Annotated in this window: 13 protein-coding genes and 1 pseudogene; 8 read left to right on the top strand and 6 right to left on the bottom strand. The window is 50.1% G+C overall.

Translation table 11 applies throughout. The features are described 5' to 3' along the window. Positions 1 to 8: 8 nt before the first annotated feature. The gene (locus JM656_RS11245; protein ID WP_203357866.1) at positions 9 to 923 is read left to right on the top strand and encodes a M14 family metallocarboxypeptidase; all 915 of its coding nucleotides are present in this window, start codon (positions 9 to 11) and stop codon (positions 921 to 923) included. Between the two features lie 79 nt (positions 924 to 1,002). Here the strand turns inward: JM656_RS11245 and JM656_RS11240 are convergent, their stop codons facing one another. Continuing rightward, positions 1,003 to 1,398, bottom strand: a complete 396-nt coding sequence (locus JM656_RS11240) for a hypothetical protein (RefSeq protein WP_203357865.1) — start codon at positions 1,396 to 1,398, stop codon at positions 1,003 to 1,005. 319 nt (positions 1,399 to 1,717) lie between these two features. Here JM656_RS11240 and JM656_RS11235 point away from each other — a divergent pair, with 319 nt between their 5' ends. Next, positions 1,718 to 2,890 (top strand): efflux RND transporter periplasmic adaptor subunit, encoded by a 1,173-nt coding sequence (locus JM656_RS11235; protein ID WP_203357864.1) that lies wholly within the window; start codon positions 1,718 to 1,720, stop codon positions 2,888 to 2,890. Positions 2,891 to 2,893: 3 nt separating this feature from the next. Beyond that, on the top strand, positions 2,894 to 6,001 hold the full coding sequence (locus JM656_RS11230) for an efflux RND transporter permease subunit (RefSeq protein ID WP_203357863.1): 3,108 nt from the start codon (positions 2,894 to 2,896) through the stop codon (positions 5,999 to 6,001). 3 nt (positions 6,002 to 6,004) lie between these two features. On the opposite strand, the gene JM656_RS11225 is transcribed toward JM656_RS11230, so the two are convergent. After that, complete coding sequence (locus JM656_RS11225; RefSeq protein ID WP_203357862.1) at positions 6,005 to 6,676, bottom strand: helix-turn-helix domain-containing protein; 672 nt, start codon at positions 6,674 to 6,676, stop codon at positions 6,005 to 6,007. Positions 6,677 to 6,782: 106 nt separating this feature from the next. Between JM656_RS11225 and JM656_RS11220 the strand changes: the two genes are divergently transcribed. After that, a complete protein-coding gene (locus JM656_RS11220; RefSeq protein ID WP_203357861.1) occupies positions 6,783 to 7,304 on the top strand; it encodes a DUF4136 domain-containing protein in 522 nt (173 codons plus the stop codon). A gap of 153 nt (positions 7,305 to 7,457) precedes the next feature. After that, on the top strand, positions 7,458 to 8,189 hold the full coding sequence (locus JM656_RS11215) for a hypothetical protein (RefSeq protein WP_203357860.1): 732 nt from the start codon (positions 7,458 to 7,460) through the stop codon (positions 8,187 to 8,189). 93 nt (positions 8,190 to 8,282) lie between these two features. On the opposite strand, the gene JM656_RS11210 is transcribed toward JM656_RS11215, so the two are convergent. Then, on the bottom strand, positions 8,283 to 8,909 hold the full coding sequence (locus tag JM656_RS11210; RefSeq protein ID WP_203357859.1) for an SMI1/KNR4 family protein: 627 nt from the start codon (positions 8,907 to 8,909) through the stop codon (positions 8,283 to 8,285). A 47-nt stretch (positions 8,910 to 8,956) separates the two neighbouring features. Continuing rightward, the gene (locus JM656_RS11205; protein WP_203357858.1) at positions 8,957 to 9,346 is read right to left on the bottom strand and encodes a hypothetical protein; all 390 of its coding nucleotides are present in this window, start codon (positions 9,344 to 9,346) and stop codon (positions 8,957 to 8,959) included. A gap of 265 nt (positions 9,347 to 9,611) precedes the next feature. Between JM656_RS11205 and JM656_RS11200 the strand changes: the two genes are divergently transcribed. Next, positions 9,612 to 10,505 carry a LysR family transcriptional regulator gene (locus JM656_RS11200; protein WP_203357857.1) on the top strand — a complete coding sequence of 298 codons (894 nt, stop codon included), beginning with the start codon at positions 9,612 to 9,614 and terminating at the stop codon, positions 10,503 to 10,505. Positions 10,506 to 10,538: 33 nt separating this feature from the next. Here JM656_RS11200 and JM656_RS11195 read toward each other — a convergent pair. Then, positions 10,539 to 10,904: pseudogene (locus JM656_RS11195) on the bottom strand (aldo/keto reductase); the annotation flags it as partial. 42 nt (positions 10,905 to 10,946) lie between these two features. Then, on the bottom strand, positions 10,947 to 11,798 hold the full coding sequence (locus tag JM656_RS11190) for an aldo/keto reductase (protein ID WP_203357856.1): 852 nt from the start codon (positions 11,796 to 11,798) through the stop codon (positions 10,947 to 10,949). A gap of 313 nt (positions 11,799 to 12,111) precedes the next feature. Here JM656_RS11190 and JM656_RS11185 point away from each other — a divergent pair, with 313 nt between their 5' ends. Beyond that, positions 12,112 to 12,294, top strand: a complete 183-nt coding sequence (locus JM656_RS11185) for a hypothetical protein (RefSeq protein ID WP_203357855.1) — start codon at positions 12,112 to 12,114, stop codon at positions 12,292 to 12,294. A 178-nt stretch (positions 12,295 to 12,472) separates the two neighbouring features. Continuing rightward, positions 12,473 to 13,066, top strand: coding sequence for a hypothetical protein (locus tag JM656_RS11180; RefSeq protein WP_203357854.1), 594 nt, complete (start codon positions 12,473 to 12,475; stop codon positions 13,064 to 13,066). The last annotated feature ends 62 nt before the right edge of the window (positions 13,067 to 13,128 follow it).

Genomic DNA, 13,128 nt, shown 5'->3' with positions numbered 1-13,128 from the left:
CAGAAACCATGACATCAGCGAATTTCTATCCAATTGGCACTCCCGGACAGCCCTGGGGAGAATCTGAGCGCGAGCAATGGCGTAAGAACCAGTTACCGTCACGGTCCTATGACGATGTGTTAAGTCAAATCCGAGCGCTTGGCAACGACTATAAGATTGTTAAGTACGGTGAAATTACTTGTGCCAGTGATACCTATGCTTTAATGGCGCTGCGCAGCGTTGACTGGGATGAATCTTTACCGTCGGCGCTCATCACCGGTGGCGTGCATGGCTATGAAACCAGCGGCGTGCTCGGCGCACTGCGGTTTTTACAAGAACATGGGCAAGAATACAAAGGCAAAATGAATCTGTTGGTCGCGCCTTGTGTCAGTCCGTGGGCATTTGAACGGATCTCACGCTGGAACTATCATCTCATCGATCCGAACAGAAGTTTCTACGCCGAAGGTAAAGCGGAAGAGTCCCAGGCGCTTATGTCGCTGATTGCACCGCTGCGGGAACAATTTCGCGTACATATCGATCTCCATGAGACAACGGATAGCGACGAAAGTGAATTCCGTCCGGCTCTGGCAGCCAGAGACGGCAGCCAATATATTCCGGACATCGTCCCGGATGGATTTTACCTGGTCAGCGACGAAGAAAATTCTCAGCTGGATTTCCAACGGGCGATCATTGCCGCCGTTGAGAAAGTGACCCACATCGCACCGTCCGATGCAGAAGGGAAGATGCTGGGCTTTCGGGTCGCGAGTCCAGGGGTCGTTGAATATCCGAATAGTCACTACCATCTTTGTGCAACCATGACCGCTGCGCGCTATACCACGACGACCGAAGTGTATCCGGACAGTGAAAAAACAAATCCGGAAGAGTGTATCATTGCCCAGGTTGAGGCGGTGAAAGCGGCGCTGAACTTTGCGCTGGCAGATTAAAGGTTTACCGAATTTCTAAAACAAATAGAGCAGCCCGAAAAGGCTGCTCTAAATAAAAATACAAATTCCTGTTTTTATATCACCCCGACTGTTGCTGTTGATACATATCCACCAGTTTCCGTTTTTGTTCTTTTGTCAGCATTTTACTGACATTGGTGTAATAAGTGATTCGACAGCGTGCGGCTTGCTCATGTAAATTACTCTGTACTGCCATTTGTTGCTTAAATAATTGTTCATCCACTTTGCCTTCTTTTACCATATTCAAAAATGCCTGCGGGTGGAATTGACTGGCATCAATATTATTCATGCATTCCTGTGCACTGGCGTGCAATTGTATCAATTGGTTTTTCTGCGATTTATCAAGTTGCAGAACACTCCCGAAGGTTTCGGGCTGTGGGGGTATAGGCTCTGCAGCCAGCGTCATACCAGAAAAAATGAATGTTGATAAGCCTAATGCGATGGTCGGGAATTTCATCAGATGATTCTCCATGTGTTTGTGTGGATACCACTGTATCCGAAACATCGTCCTTAAAAAGTCCAAAATGAAACTTTTGCGTCGGTAATTTTGAACGCAAAAAAACTCTGCCACAAATATGCCGTGGCAGAGGAATCGGACTTTCTAGGTTTGCAGAAAACCTGACTACCAGGGTCAGGCACCCGAAAAACTCTAAACGCAAATAATTATCCTCGTCAAATTCTGCGAAGTCCAAAATGAAACTTAATTCATTCATTTTGAGGCGTATATTTTGGCCTGAAATTAAAACAACATTTTTCGGACTTAAAGGCAGAATGTAATGAAAAACAGTTACCAGTATATATTGGGTGGGCTGGTTATCTCCTGCTCGCTTCTTTTAACGGCGTGCGATCGCCCGGCTTCGACGTCTGTCACCCAGCCCCCTCATCCGGTCGGTGTGGTGACGCTGCGTACGCAGCCACTCGCCGTCCAGACCGAGTTGCCCGGGCGCGTGTCGGCATTTCGTGTAGCCGACGTTCGCCCGCAGGTGAACGGGATCATCCTGAAGCGCCATTTCGTTGAAGGCAGCCATGTCACTGCGGGGGAATCGTTGTATCAGATCGACCCCAGTACCTACCAGGCCGCGCTGAATAGCGCCAAAGGTGATCTGGCGAAAGCGACTGCCGCTGCCACTCAGGCCCACCTGACGGCCAATCGCTATCGGGCGCTGCTTAAAACGCACTATGTCAGCCAGCAAGATTATGACACCGCCGTTGCCAACGCGGAGCAGGCCGACGCGCAGGTGGTCGCGCAAAAAGCGGTCGTCGAGCAGGCGCAAATTAACCTTAATTACACCCAGGTGACGTCGCCTATTTCCGGCATCATCGGTAAATCGAACGTCACGGAAGGGGCGTTGGTGACCGACAGCCAATCTTCAGCGCTGGCGACAGTGCAACAGTTGAACCCGGTCTACATCGATGTGACTCAGTCCAGCGACGACTTCCTTAATTTAAAAAGTGAGATGGAAAAAGGGGAGATCAAACAGCAGAACGGTAACGCGGAGGTGTTGCTGCAACTGGACAATGGCCGGCTCTATCCCCAGCAATGCAGGCTGGAGTTTTCTGACGTCACTGTCGATCAAACCACAGGCTCCATCACTGTGCGTGCGGAGTGTCCCAATCCTGACAATACGCTGTTGCCGGGCATGTTCGTGCGGGCACATCTGACGGAAGGCATGCGCGAGAATGCGCTGCTGGTTCCGCAGCAGGCGATTACCCGAACCCCACGTGGTGACGCCACTACTATGGTGGTCGACAGCCATAACCATGCGCAGGTTCGCCGTGTACAGGCTGCCCAGGCGATGGGTAATCAGTGGCGGGTCACGTCTGGATTAACCGCCGGGGATCGGGTGATCGTTACAGGGCAACTGATGTTGCGACCGGGTATGCCTGTCACAGCGACCGAGGACGACAGCATGGCGGCGTGGGCTCAGGGTTCTGGAGCGGGGAGATAAACGATGTCGAACTTCTTTATCAGCCGCCCGATTTTTGCCTGGGTTATTGCGATTATCCTGATGCTGGCCGGTGGACTCTCGATCCTTAAACTGCCGGTGTCGCAGTATCCGACCATTGCGCCGCCTGCGGTGCAGATCACCGCCAGCTATCCGGGCGCGGATGCTAAAACGGTGGAAGACACGGTCACTCAGGTTATCGAACAAAAAATGAATGGCCTGGATGGACTGATGTACATGTCCTCTAACAGCGACGCCATGGGAAATGCCACCCTCACGCTGACCTTTACCAACGGCACCGATCCGGATATTGCGCAGGTCCAGGTACAGAACAAGCTGCAACTGGCGATGCCGTTGCTGCCCGCCACGGTGCAAAGCATGGGAATTAACGTTCAGAAAGCGAGCAGTAGTTTTCTGATGGTGGTGGGGTTTACCGGTGAGAAAGGCAGTGCGTTGACGCAAGCTGACCTCGCGGACTATGTCGCCTCGACCGTGCAGGACCCCATTAGCCGGACGCAGGGGGTGGGCCAGGTACAACTTTTTGGCGCCCAGTATGCGATGCGCGTGTGGCTTGATCCGACTAAGCTGAATAACTATCAACTCACCACCGATGAGGTCGTGAGGGCCATTAAATCGCAGAACAACCAGATTGCAGGCGGTCAGTTAGGGGCGTTACCTGCGCCATCTTCCCAGCGTCTTAACGCGTCGATCATCGCACAAACCCGATTAAGTACGCCGCAGCAGTTTGGCAATATCATTCTTCGCGTCAATGAAGATGGTTCACAGGTTCGTTTACGTGATGTCGCACGCATTGAACTGGGAAGCGAAAATTACAGTTCCAGCGCTGAATACAATGGCCGCCCGGCGGCGGGATTGGGGATCAAACTGGCGACCGGCGCGAACGCGCTGGATACCGCCAGCGCCGTCAAAGCGGAGATCAATACCCTGAAGCCGTTTTTCCCTGCGGGCATGAAGGTGGTCTATCCGTACGACACGACGCCGTTTGTGAAAATCTCGATTCACGAAGTGGTGAAGACGCTGATTGAGGCGATCGTGCTGGTTTTCCTGGTGATGTACCTGTTCATGCAGAACATCCGCGCTACGTTGATCCCAACCATTGCGGTTCCGGTGGTGCTGCTGGGAACGTTCGGCGTGCTGGCCGCCTGTGGATTTTCCATCAATACGCTGACCATGTTCGGTATGGTGCTGGCGATAGGGCTATTGGTGGATGATGCCATTGTGGTGGTTGAAAACGTCGAGCGCGTGATGAAGGAGGAGGGGCTTTCCCCGGTGGACGCCACGCGTAAATCCATGGGGCAGATTCAGGGGGCGCTGGTCGGCATCACAATGGTGCTTTGTGCCGTCTTCGTACCGATGGCGTTCTTTGGCGGCTCCACCGGGGCGATTTACCGCCAGTTTTCAGTGACGATAGTCTCCGCAATGGTACTTTCGGTCACCGTGGCGATGATCCTGACGCCAGCCTTGTGCGCTACGCTGCTAAAACCTGGTACTCACACCCCGCAGCGCGGCTTTTTCGCCTGGTTTAACCGGATGTTTGATCGCAGTACGGACCATTACCAGAACAGCGTCGGGCGAATTGTACGTAAGACCGGCCGCATGATGGCGATCTATCTGCTGATCGTGGCTGGCATGACGGCGATGTTTGTGTTCCTGCCCACCTCATTCTTACCGGATGAGGATCAGGGGGTATTTATGAATATGGTGCAATTGCCCGCCGGAGCGACGCAATCACGAACCCAGGCCAGTCTGGATAAAGTGACGCAGTATTACTTGCATACCGAAGCGGCCAATGTGAATTCCGTCTTCACCGTCGCGGGATTTGGTTTCAATGGGAATGGGCAAAACAACGGTCTGGCGTTTGTCAGCCTGAAAGACTGGTCAGCCCGAAAAGGGGTGGCAAACCGTGTGGAATCGATCATTCAGCGCGCTAACAAAACCTTTGCCCGCACCATTCATGATGGTGTTGCCTTTGCCTTTAATCTGCCCGCGATCACCGATTTAGGCACGGCGACAGGTTTTGACTTTGAGCTTATCGACAAAGCTAACCGTGGACATGCCGCGCTGACCCAGGCGCGTAACCAGCTATTGATGATGACGCATAAATTTCCGACTGTGGTGACCAAAGTCCGCCCGAACGGACTGGAGGACGCGCCACAGCTGAAACTGGATATTGATCAACAGAAAGCGGAGGCGCTTGGGGTCACCAATGACGCGATAAATAACACGATCTCCACGGCGCTGGGGGGAACGTATGTTAATGATTTTCTTGATCGTGGAAGGGTGAAGAAGGTCTATGTTCAGGCGGATCAGGCTTACCGTATGTTGCCGGATGATATTAACAGCTGGTATGTCCTGGGTGAACATAACCAGATGGTTCCGTTTTCGGCCTTTGCCCATGCGCACTGGGAATATGGCTCCCCCCGCCTTGAACGCTACAACGGCCAGTCCTCTATGGAGATCCTCGGAGAACCCGCGCCGGGTCGTAGCTCGGGACAGGCGATGATGTTGATGGAAAAACTCGCGGCAAAACTGCCGCCGGGATTTGGCTATCAGTGGACCGGTATGTCGTATCAGCAGCAACAGTCGGGAAATCAGGCACCCGCCCTGTACGCCATCTCGCTGGTTGTCGTGTTTTTGTGTCTGGCGGCGCTCTATGAGAGTTGGTCTGTGCCGTTTGCCGTGATGTTGGTTGTCCCGTTGGGTGTGATTGGCGCACTGGCAGGCGCGACACTGCGTGGGTTGAACAATGATGTTTACTTCCAGGTCGGGCTATTAACGACGATGGGGTTGTCAGCCAAAAATGCCATTCTGATCGTCGAATTCGCCAGGGAGTTGATGGTGAAAGAGGGGAAACCGTTGCTGGACGCCACGCTTGAAGCTGTGCGAATGCGCTTACGGCCCATCCTGATGACGTCGCTGGCATTTATTCTTGGGGTGTTGCCGCTGGTTATCAGCAACGGCGCGGGAAGCGGGGCGCAGAACGCAGTCGGTACTGGCGTTATGGGCGGGATGATCAGCGCCACGCTGTTGGCCATCTTCTTCGTGCCGGTATTTTATGTGGTGGTGATGCGCCGTTTTGCGAAGAAAAAGTAGCGCTTAATAGCGCAACGGCAGGTGAACAATGCTGACCAGTTTTCCACGCTGCGCTTCCACATAACCGCCTTCGGTCAGGTCCTTGAGGATCCGTAACACCGTACTGCGGGAGAGTTTTGTCGTGGACAGAATATAGTTAAGGATGGAATTGTCCTGGCGAAACGCGTCATTTTGTTTTTCCAGCTCCAGCAACTTACCGCGAACCGTATCGTACGCGCTGTCATTCAACAGGTGGAGATCGCGCCAGGTGGAAAAATGGAGATGAAAAGCGAGCACTTTGGTCACATCTTCCCAGAGATAGGGCTGATGATGGAACACGTTTTGCGCCTTCTGCCCGGAAACGACAAACACATCGCTTTCAGGTGCGAAACGGACGTAGGTGGTATCGCCAAACGGCAAAACCAGTTCGGCGAGGCCAAAAATATGCGGTGCCGCCGCCATGCTGAGTTCCAGATTATCCTGTTTACGGTGTAGCCAGAAATGCCCCTCGGTAAGCAGGTAAATTTCGGGTCCGTTTTTATGAAAACTACGGGGGCGGCGAACAACCATCTGTTCAGCGACAGGATGCAGGGCATCCAGTAAACGCTGAATACTTTCTTGCGGCTTGAGTGCCAGGATTTTATTCAGCGTGAGCTGAAAGTTGTCGTCAGGGCGCGGTGCTGTTGGTGTAGTCATCACTCTATATTCAAGAAATAAGGTGTTTGAAAACCTTAGAGTAAAAAAGCCGTCTCATCAAATGGTTGCTGAGACTGGTTTCATCATTTTTTATGAGGAAAATACTATGCGATTAACCAAAATCTTCTCTCTGACATTACTGTGTGTTGTCCTTGCCGGTTGTGCAGGAAAACCGGAGGTTCAAAGCGATTACGATCATGCCGTGGATTTTAGTCAGTACCAGACATTCAATTTTGTGAAACCTGCTAAAGGGTATTATCTGACGCTACAGCAAAAATATATTCAGGATGCGATAACTCAGCAAATGACCCAACGCGGATATAAAAAGAGTGAGAATCCCGATTTGCTGATCTATGCACATCCTGCACAGGAAGGTGAAAAAGAGGTCGCCTTTACGCCAGCCTTTGTTGGCTGGGGCGGCGCGTGGGACTGGCAAACATACGATCAGTCCGTCAGCGACTGGACCAAAAACAGCCTGAACATTGATGTTGTTGACCCGCATAAAAAACAGCAAGTCTGGCGCGGTACCATCAGTCAGGTATCTCCCGGTGAGGCGAAGGAGGTCAGTGAACTCGATATCCAACGTGCCGTCGCAGGGGTATTTAAAAGCTACCCGGTTAAACCGTGAAGGGCTTAATTCTCTAACAAATGAAAAGGGATTTTCATTCAATTTGATAGTAAAATCGACAACCATCGTATCTGCGCCAGGCGTTCATGGCGATAAACGTCCGGGTGAAAGGGAGTTCCTTTCATGTGAAATATTCAGTTCAGGAAGAATATCATGAAGAATTGCGTGGTTTTATTCGTTGCAGCAGTTTCTTTCCCTCTGGCGGCGCAAGGGAATATCAACACAATAAAACCCACTGCTTTTATTGCACTGAAAAAAAGCAGTGAGCAGTATACTGGTGTATGTAAGGCCGCTATAAACCGTTGTGGGGAAGAAACAAAGGTCTGGAAAGCAAAAGGTCTGGAGGATGTTTTTTACTTAATAGAACCCACACTTGAGATGATAAAATTCCGCAAAAAAAATGACGATTACATCAAGGAAGGGCAATGGAAGTTCGACGTTAAAAATAACGATGAAAATGCGATGAGTGAAGACCTGATAAAAGATAAGGTCTATATCTATCCGGCTTTATATCCCTTGAGCAAAACAAAACAGGCCATTGCTTTAGTGACGAAATGGCAGGCATTGTATTCCGGTGGTAGCCGTGAAGAAGAGTATGCTGATTTTATTATGCTCAATGATGATGGCTCATCTCAGGTGGCATTTAAAGACGTCCTTTTTTCATCAAAGGCGATGATCAGGGCCTGTTTTACCGCAGAAGAGTATGCCAAAACCTCACACTGCCATGATGAGGATTGGGCGCTTTTGAACCTGAAGTTTATTGATGAGGGTAAAGAGTATTACTCATGGAAATTTATTACTAAATCATACACCTGGCCCGCGTTTGTTGAAAAAGCATCAACTCAGCCAAAAATAACGGAACGTGTCGCCTGGCCGTTTCAGTAGGGACACATTGGTTGTTAGTGATCGTCAACCGGTATCTGTGTGACAAATTATGTCGTTAAGGGGCGTAGCAAAATAGTTTTCTGCGTTGAACCCCTAATACATCCATTTTTCTACGATTTCATCGCCCAGGCGCTCTCGCAGTAGTTCCTCATTTCCTTCCTCATCATGAATAAACAACAGGCACATGAACATCAGAATATCGAGGTACTGACCCACATCGGTAAACATTTTCGTTAGCATAGGTGAGCTGTCATGATCAAAATACCAGACTTCGCCGGTATTGCGGTGAAAACACCATAAATTACCGTTGCCAAGATAGTCGCCAAAGACAATAAGTTGATTAACCAGCGTCCATAGCGAGGTTGATTCAGGCGTATCCTCCAGAATATCTGTAATACCGGGATAAGCATCAAGTAGTGGTTCAATATTGCTGTATTTCACAGGCGTCACGCTACACAAACTTTCGGATAGATCCAGTACACCAATGTTTTCGTGATACGTGCGTAACGGCGTTGGAAGTGGGCAAGCAAGACGCTGTTCAAGCGCATCAATTTCCTGGGCGTTAACTGGCGTGAGGCTCGCAGGTTTTGCCCACTCCGCGCGATATGCCTTGACGCAGGCAAGCCACCACTCTAGTTGCGCCTTGTCATTGGTAAATTCTGGCCAGACCAATGGCGGGGTATGACTGGCTGATGTGGCGTCGGTGGAAGATAAATTCATTTATTATCACTGCCTTAATATTTAATATTTAATATGTGTTTGAAGGTTCACAAAAATGCTGTTTCACTACTTCCTGTTTTTTTCACTTCAATGCCATGAAATTTAACCCCTAACCCATGCTCCGGGTCAAGGGAAGTGGAAAGCATGAAGCCAAATTGATCCTTATTCTCAGGAGAAAGGTATATTTTTACCAGTGTCAGATTTTTCACACTGACTCCGTATACGCGTTCACAATATTGTTTAGCTTCTGCAGTGATCTTCTGACAGAAATCATTTTGTGTCTTGACGAGAAAATCGATGTCATCCTTCATTTTTTGATCCGCAAACTCCGCCTCAAGATTTATGCACTGAACCGGTTCAGGACCGAAGGCCTGCAGAATTAAATCAACAGCAATGCCTTCGTCGTCTTCATAAAACTGTCGCTCATCTGAATTCATAAAAATTCCCTTTCTATAAGACCTGTTTCGTTACGGCGTATTACTCAGTATCGCATAAGCGATGATGGAGCAGGGTGGCGTCTTCTGCAACTGCCTTGTGAAGCATCGGCGTAGTAATGTCCACGCCTCTGTTCATACAGGAAGATTTTCGATACATATAGAATATCAATTATCATTATTATTAGTAATGGGGCTAAAATGATTTTCCCCATGAACACCCTTCATAATTTCTCTTTGAGGGGGTTCCTGAATAAGGAAATGGCCAATGCTCAAAGAAAACTTCAATGAACTGCAAATTTTTCTGGTGGTGGCAAGAGAGCGGAGTTTTACTAAAGCGGCCGCTAAGCTTGGCGTTTCGCAGTCAGCGCTAAGTCATGCGATGAAAGCGCTGGAGGAACGTTTACATATCCGTCTTTTAACGCGAACCACCCGAAGCGTTGCGCCAACGGAAGTCGGAGAGCGAATTATTGCCTGCCTGGAGCCACGAATCGCCGAGCTTGAGCAAGAGTTCGAGGCGCTCGTTCAAATGAACGGCACCCCCTCAGGCAATATCCGACTATCCGCCGGTGAACATGCCGCGCGGAGTCTGGTATGGCCAAAGCTGAAATCCTTCCTCAGAGAATACCCGGAAATCAATGTCGAATTGGTGGTTGATAACAGTTTTGTCGATATTGTTGAAGGGCGTTTTGATGCCGGGGTTCGTCTTGGCGAAAGCGTTGATAAGGATATGATCGCAGTAAGAATTGGGCCGGATATGAGAATGGCAGTGGTCGGCGCACCGGCTTATTTTGCCGCAAACTCTGCACCTGAAACGCCGCACGAACTACAACATCATCGGTGCATCAATATGCGCTTGCCAACGGCCGGCGGTCTTTATCATTGGGAATTCGAGAGGGAAGGGAAGCCGCTGCGCGTCAGGGTTGAAGGGCAACTGACACTTAATTTGTTGTCAGAACGCATTGATGCGGCGTTATCCGGGTTTGGTCTTGCCTGTGTACCTGGAGATAGGGTTCAGGAGTATGTAAAATCAGGAGAACTTATTCAGGTTCTGCAGACGTGGTGTCCATTATTCCCCGGATACTACCTTTATTATCCCAACCGCAAACAGCATCCGCCAGCTTTCGCACTGATGATCGACGCGCTTCGGTACTCTGAATAACGGGTCTGCAGCGCACAGCAGACCCGCTTGCGTTTAACGATCTACACGAGCCTGATGTTCCGGGGAGTAACGATTACCGACGATTTTCACCGTTTCAAGCGCCTGGGTTATCTGCTGCAAATCATCCTGAGAAAGAGGGATGTCTGCGGCACCCAGATTCTCCTCCAGTCGGTGCAGTTTGGTGGTTCCTGGGATGGGCACAATCCACGGTTTTTGTGCCAACAGCCATGCAAGGGCAATTTGCGCAGATGTCACCCCTTTTTCAGCTGCCAGTTTGCCCAGTAACACGACCAGTTTTTCATTCGCTTCCAGCGCTTGTGCGGCAAAGCGCGGTACCTGGCTTCGATAATCATCCTGACCAAACGTGGTTCCTGCCGTGATAGATCCCGTCAGGAAACCAAAAAACGTTTTTGCATTTAATACGTACCTCTTTTTCGTGGCTTAAACGTCGAGTTTTCGGCCTGTTAACCATTCCACCATCGCAGGATCGCGGTGAGAGAAGAAGGCGCTAGTTGCGGTATCAAGGGCCGCAATCTGCAGCATATCTTCCGGACTGAGTTCAAAATCGAGAATATTGATGTTCTCTTCCATGCGTTCTTTTCGCACCGATTTCGCCAGAGAAACGATGCCACGCTGGAAGATCCACCGCAGGACAACCTGACCCACACTTTTGCCGTACTTCTGACCGATTGCCGCTAATGCGGGATGCTGGAAAAGACCATTTTTGCCTTCAGCAAAAGGGGCCCAGGCTTGTGGCTGAATGCCACGGCTTTGCATCCACGGAACGGCATGCAGCTGCTGATTGAAAGGGTTTACCTCAATCTGGTTTACGGCGGGGACGACGTTGTTAAAAGCGATAAGGTCGGCAAGTCTGTCCGGATGGAAGTTACTTACGCCAATCGCGCGAATTTTCCCTGCCTGTTGCAATTCTTCCATGGCACGCCAGGCACCGTGGACGTCGCCGTAAGGCTGGTGAATCAGATACAGATCAACATAGTCCAGCTGTAGTCGATTCAACGAACGTTCGAACTGTGCTTTCGCACCCTGGTAGTGGGTGTCCTGAAGCCACAGTTTGGTGGTGACAAAGAGTTCGCTGCGTGGAATGCCGCTACGTTTCAGCGCGTTCCCAACCTGGATTTCATTCTGGTAAGAGGCCGCAGTATCAATCAGGCGATAACCCGTTTCGATAGCCTCGATAACGGCGCTTTCGCACTCGGCGGCATCCGTCATCTGAAACACACCAAAACCCAGCAGGGGCATTTCAATACCGTTGTTCAGTTTTACCGTTTGCATGACGTTATCCTTCAGCTGTTGTCGGGGAAAAGCATAACGCAGAGTGATTTATTTGATTAGATGGGGTAATAAACTAGGGTTTATTAGAATGGCTCATTAATAGACCGAAACCTGACGGGAGGATGAGTGGCAAAAGCGAAGGTTGCTAACAAACGTTGAGGATGATTTGACGCGTTTTATGCGAGAGCCAGATGCTTTGTAAAACAGCACATCATATTAATGTGCGTGCCGGAACGTTCACAGTCGAGACAGAGATTATCATCATCCGCAAATTTAGATGAACAAAGTTCACAGATAACCAGAAGACGATAGGATGAAACGTACGATACAAAAATTGAATATGACCAGATATGAGCGCGTTGCGAACGTGATGTCCGGTAAAGCCAATCGTCATGACAAGCAGGCCAGGTTGTTGGTATTGATGCTGAAGAAAGCGCGTTCAAAGGCTATCAACAACCAGGACAATCATAACCACAAAACTACGGATTCTGCCTGATTCCATGCTGGTGCGCATAATGTATATTATGTTAAATTGATTATTAAGGCCGATCACTTTAAACCACTCCCACGTTCTGAGAGTCTCTGGCATCCCTCCTCTTGCGTTATTAGCTCATCAGGTTGAACATGGCCACCATGGTTACAGTCGTTCCCCCAACTAAGCACAGAGTAGTCATATGTTTAAAGTCTTCTCCCGTCGCTTACAACACTGTAACGACGTGGCGGCCAGCCTTCGTCAGGCCAGCACTACACAGTTGCAACAGCTGAAAGCACAGCTTGCCGAACAGATGGGGAAACCGGTTGGGTTACATACCATGGGCATTCCGGCAGCGATCAGTACCCTCGGGGTAACCGTCAGTTTTGCTATTCCACAGCTGTGGTTGGGTTACGGCGTACTCGCCGCACTAAACCAGCCTGCTGACCGGGTGTTCGTGTGGGTTGTGCTGATCGCGCTGCTGTTCGCTGGCATCAACGGTCTGACGACATTTATGATTGGCAAAGGCAGCATTCGCGCCTTACGGGTGCATCTTACTCTGGCAGTGATAAGCCTGCTGTTGACGGCCGCTTACCTGGTTTCTGCGCTGACTGGCACCAATTGGCCCGGGGTCGATCTGACCGCATCGTTGCTGAGTGTCGTCATGCTACTGATCTGCGGTGGTTGTATCCTTTCTACGGCCTTCTATAAGATGCTACTGTTCACCCTGCATAATCGCGCCTGGCGCCAGTTAATCTACCAGTCACGAAATACTCACACTATTGGTACAAAATAGTCGCCAGCCAGTTTCTTTATTGCTGGCACTACATTGCTGATGACGCCACTTTCTTGTACCCT

Origin of the sequence: Citrobacter sp. R56 (genome assembly GCF_016811995.1) — a bacterium.
GTDB classification, from domain to species: domain Bacteria; phylum Pseudomonadota; class Gammaproteobacteria; order Enterobacterales; family Enterobacteriaceae; genus Citrobacter_D; species Citrobacter_D enshiensis.
The sequence above is the reverse complement of the archived record's forward strand: the minus strand, read 5'-3'. Positions and strand labels throughout refer to the sequence as shown.

What these genes read in the sequence shown, in the direction of transcription:
- JM656_RS11245 (WP_203357866.1), top strand. Translation starts at nt 9, where the DNA reads ATGACATCAGCGAATTTCTATCCAATTGGCACTCCCGGACAGCCCTGG.
- JM656_RS11215 (WP_203357860.1), top strand. Translation starts at nt 7,458, where the DNA reads ATGAAGAATTGCGTGGTTTTATTCGTTGCAGCAGTTTCTTTCCCTCTG.
- JM656_RS11225 (WP_203357862.1), bottom strand. Translation starts at nt 6,676, where the DNA reads ATGACTACACCAACAGCACCGCGCCCTGACGACAACTTTCAGCTCACG.
- JM656_RS11220 (WP_203357861.1), top strand. Translation starts at nt 6,783, where the DNA reads ATGCGATTAACCAAAATCTTCTCTCTGACATTACTGTGTGTTGTCCTT.
- JM656_RS11190 (WP_203357856.1), bottom strand. Translation starts at nt 11,798, where the DNA reads ATGCAAACGGTAAAACTGAACAACGGTATTGAAATGCCCCTGCTGGGT.
- JM656_RS11240 (WP_203357865.1), bottom strand. Translation starts at nt 1,398, where the DNA reads ATGAAATTCCCGACCATCGCATTAGGCTTATCAACATTCATTTTTTCT.
- JM656_RS11210 (WP_203357859.1), bottom strand. Translation starts at nt 8,909, where the DNA reads ATGAATTTATCTTCCACCGACGCCACATCAGCCAGTCATACCCCGCCA.
- JM656_RS11235 (WP_203357864.1), top strand. Translation starts at nt 1,718, where the DNA reads ATGAAAAACAGTTACCAGTATATATTGGGTGGGCTGGTTATCTCCTGC.
- JM656_RS11200 (WP_203357857.1), top strand. Translation starts at nt 9,612, where the DNA reads ATGCTCAAAGAAAACTTCAATGAACTGCAAATTTTTCTGGTGGTGGCA.
- JM656_RS11205 (WP_203357858.1), bottom strand. Translation starts at nt 9,346, where the DNA reads ATGAATTCAGATGAGCGACAGTTTTATGAAGACGACGAAGGCATTGCT.
- JM656_RS11180 (WP_203357854.1), top strand. Translation starts at nt 12,473, where the DNA reads ATGTTTAAAGTCTTCTCCCGTCGCTTACAACACTGTAACGACGTGGCG.
- JM656_RS11230 (WP_203357863.1), top strand. Translation starts at nt 2,894, where the DNA reads ATGTCGAACTTCTTTATCAGCCGCCCGATTTTTGCCTGGGTTATTGCG.
- JM656_RS11185 (WP_203357855.1), top strand. Translation starts at nt 12,112, where the DNA reads ATGAAACGTACGATACAAAAATTGAATATGACCAGATATGAGCGCGTT.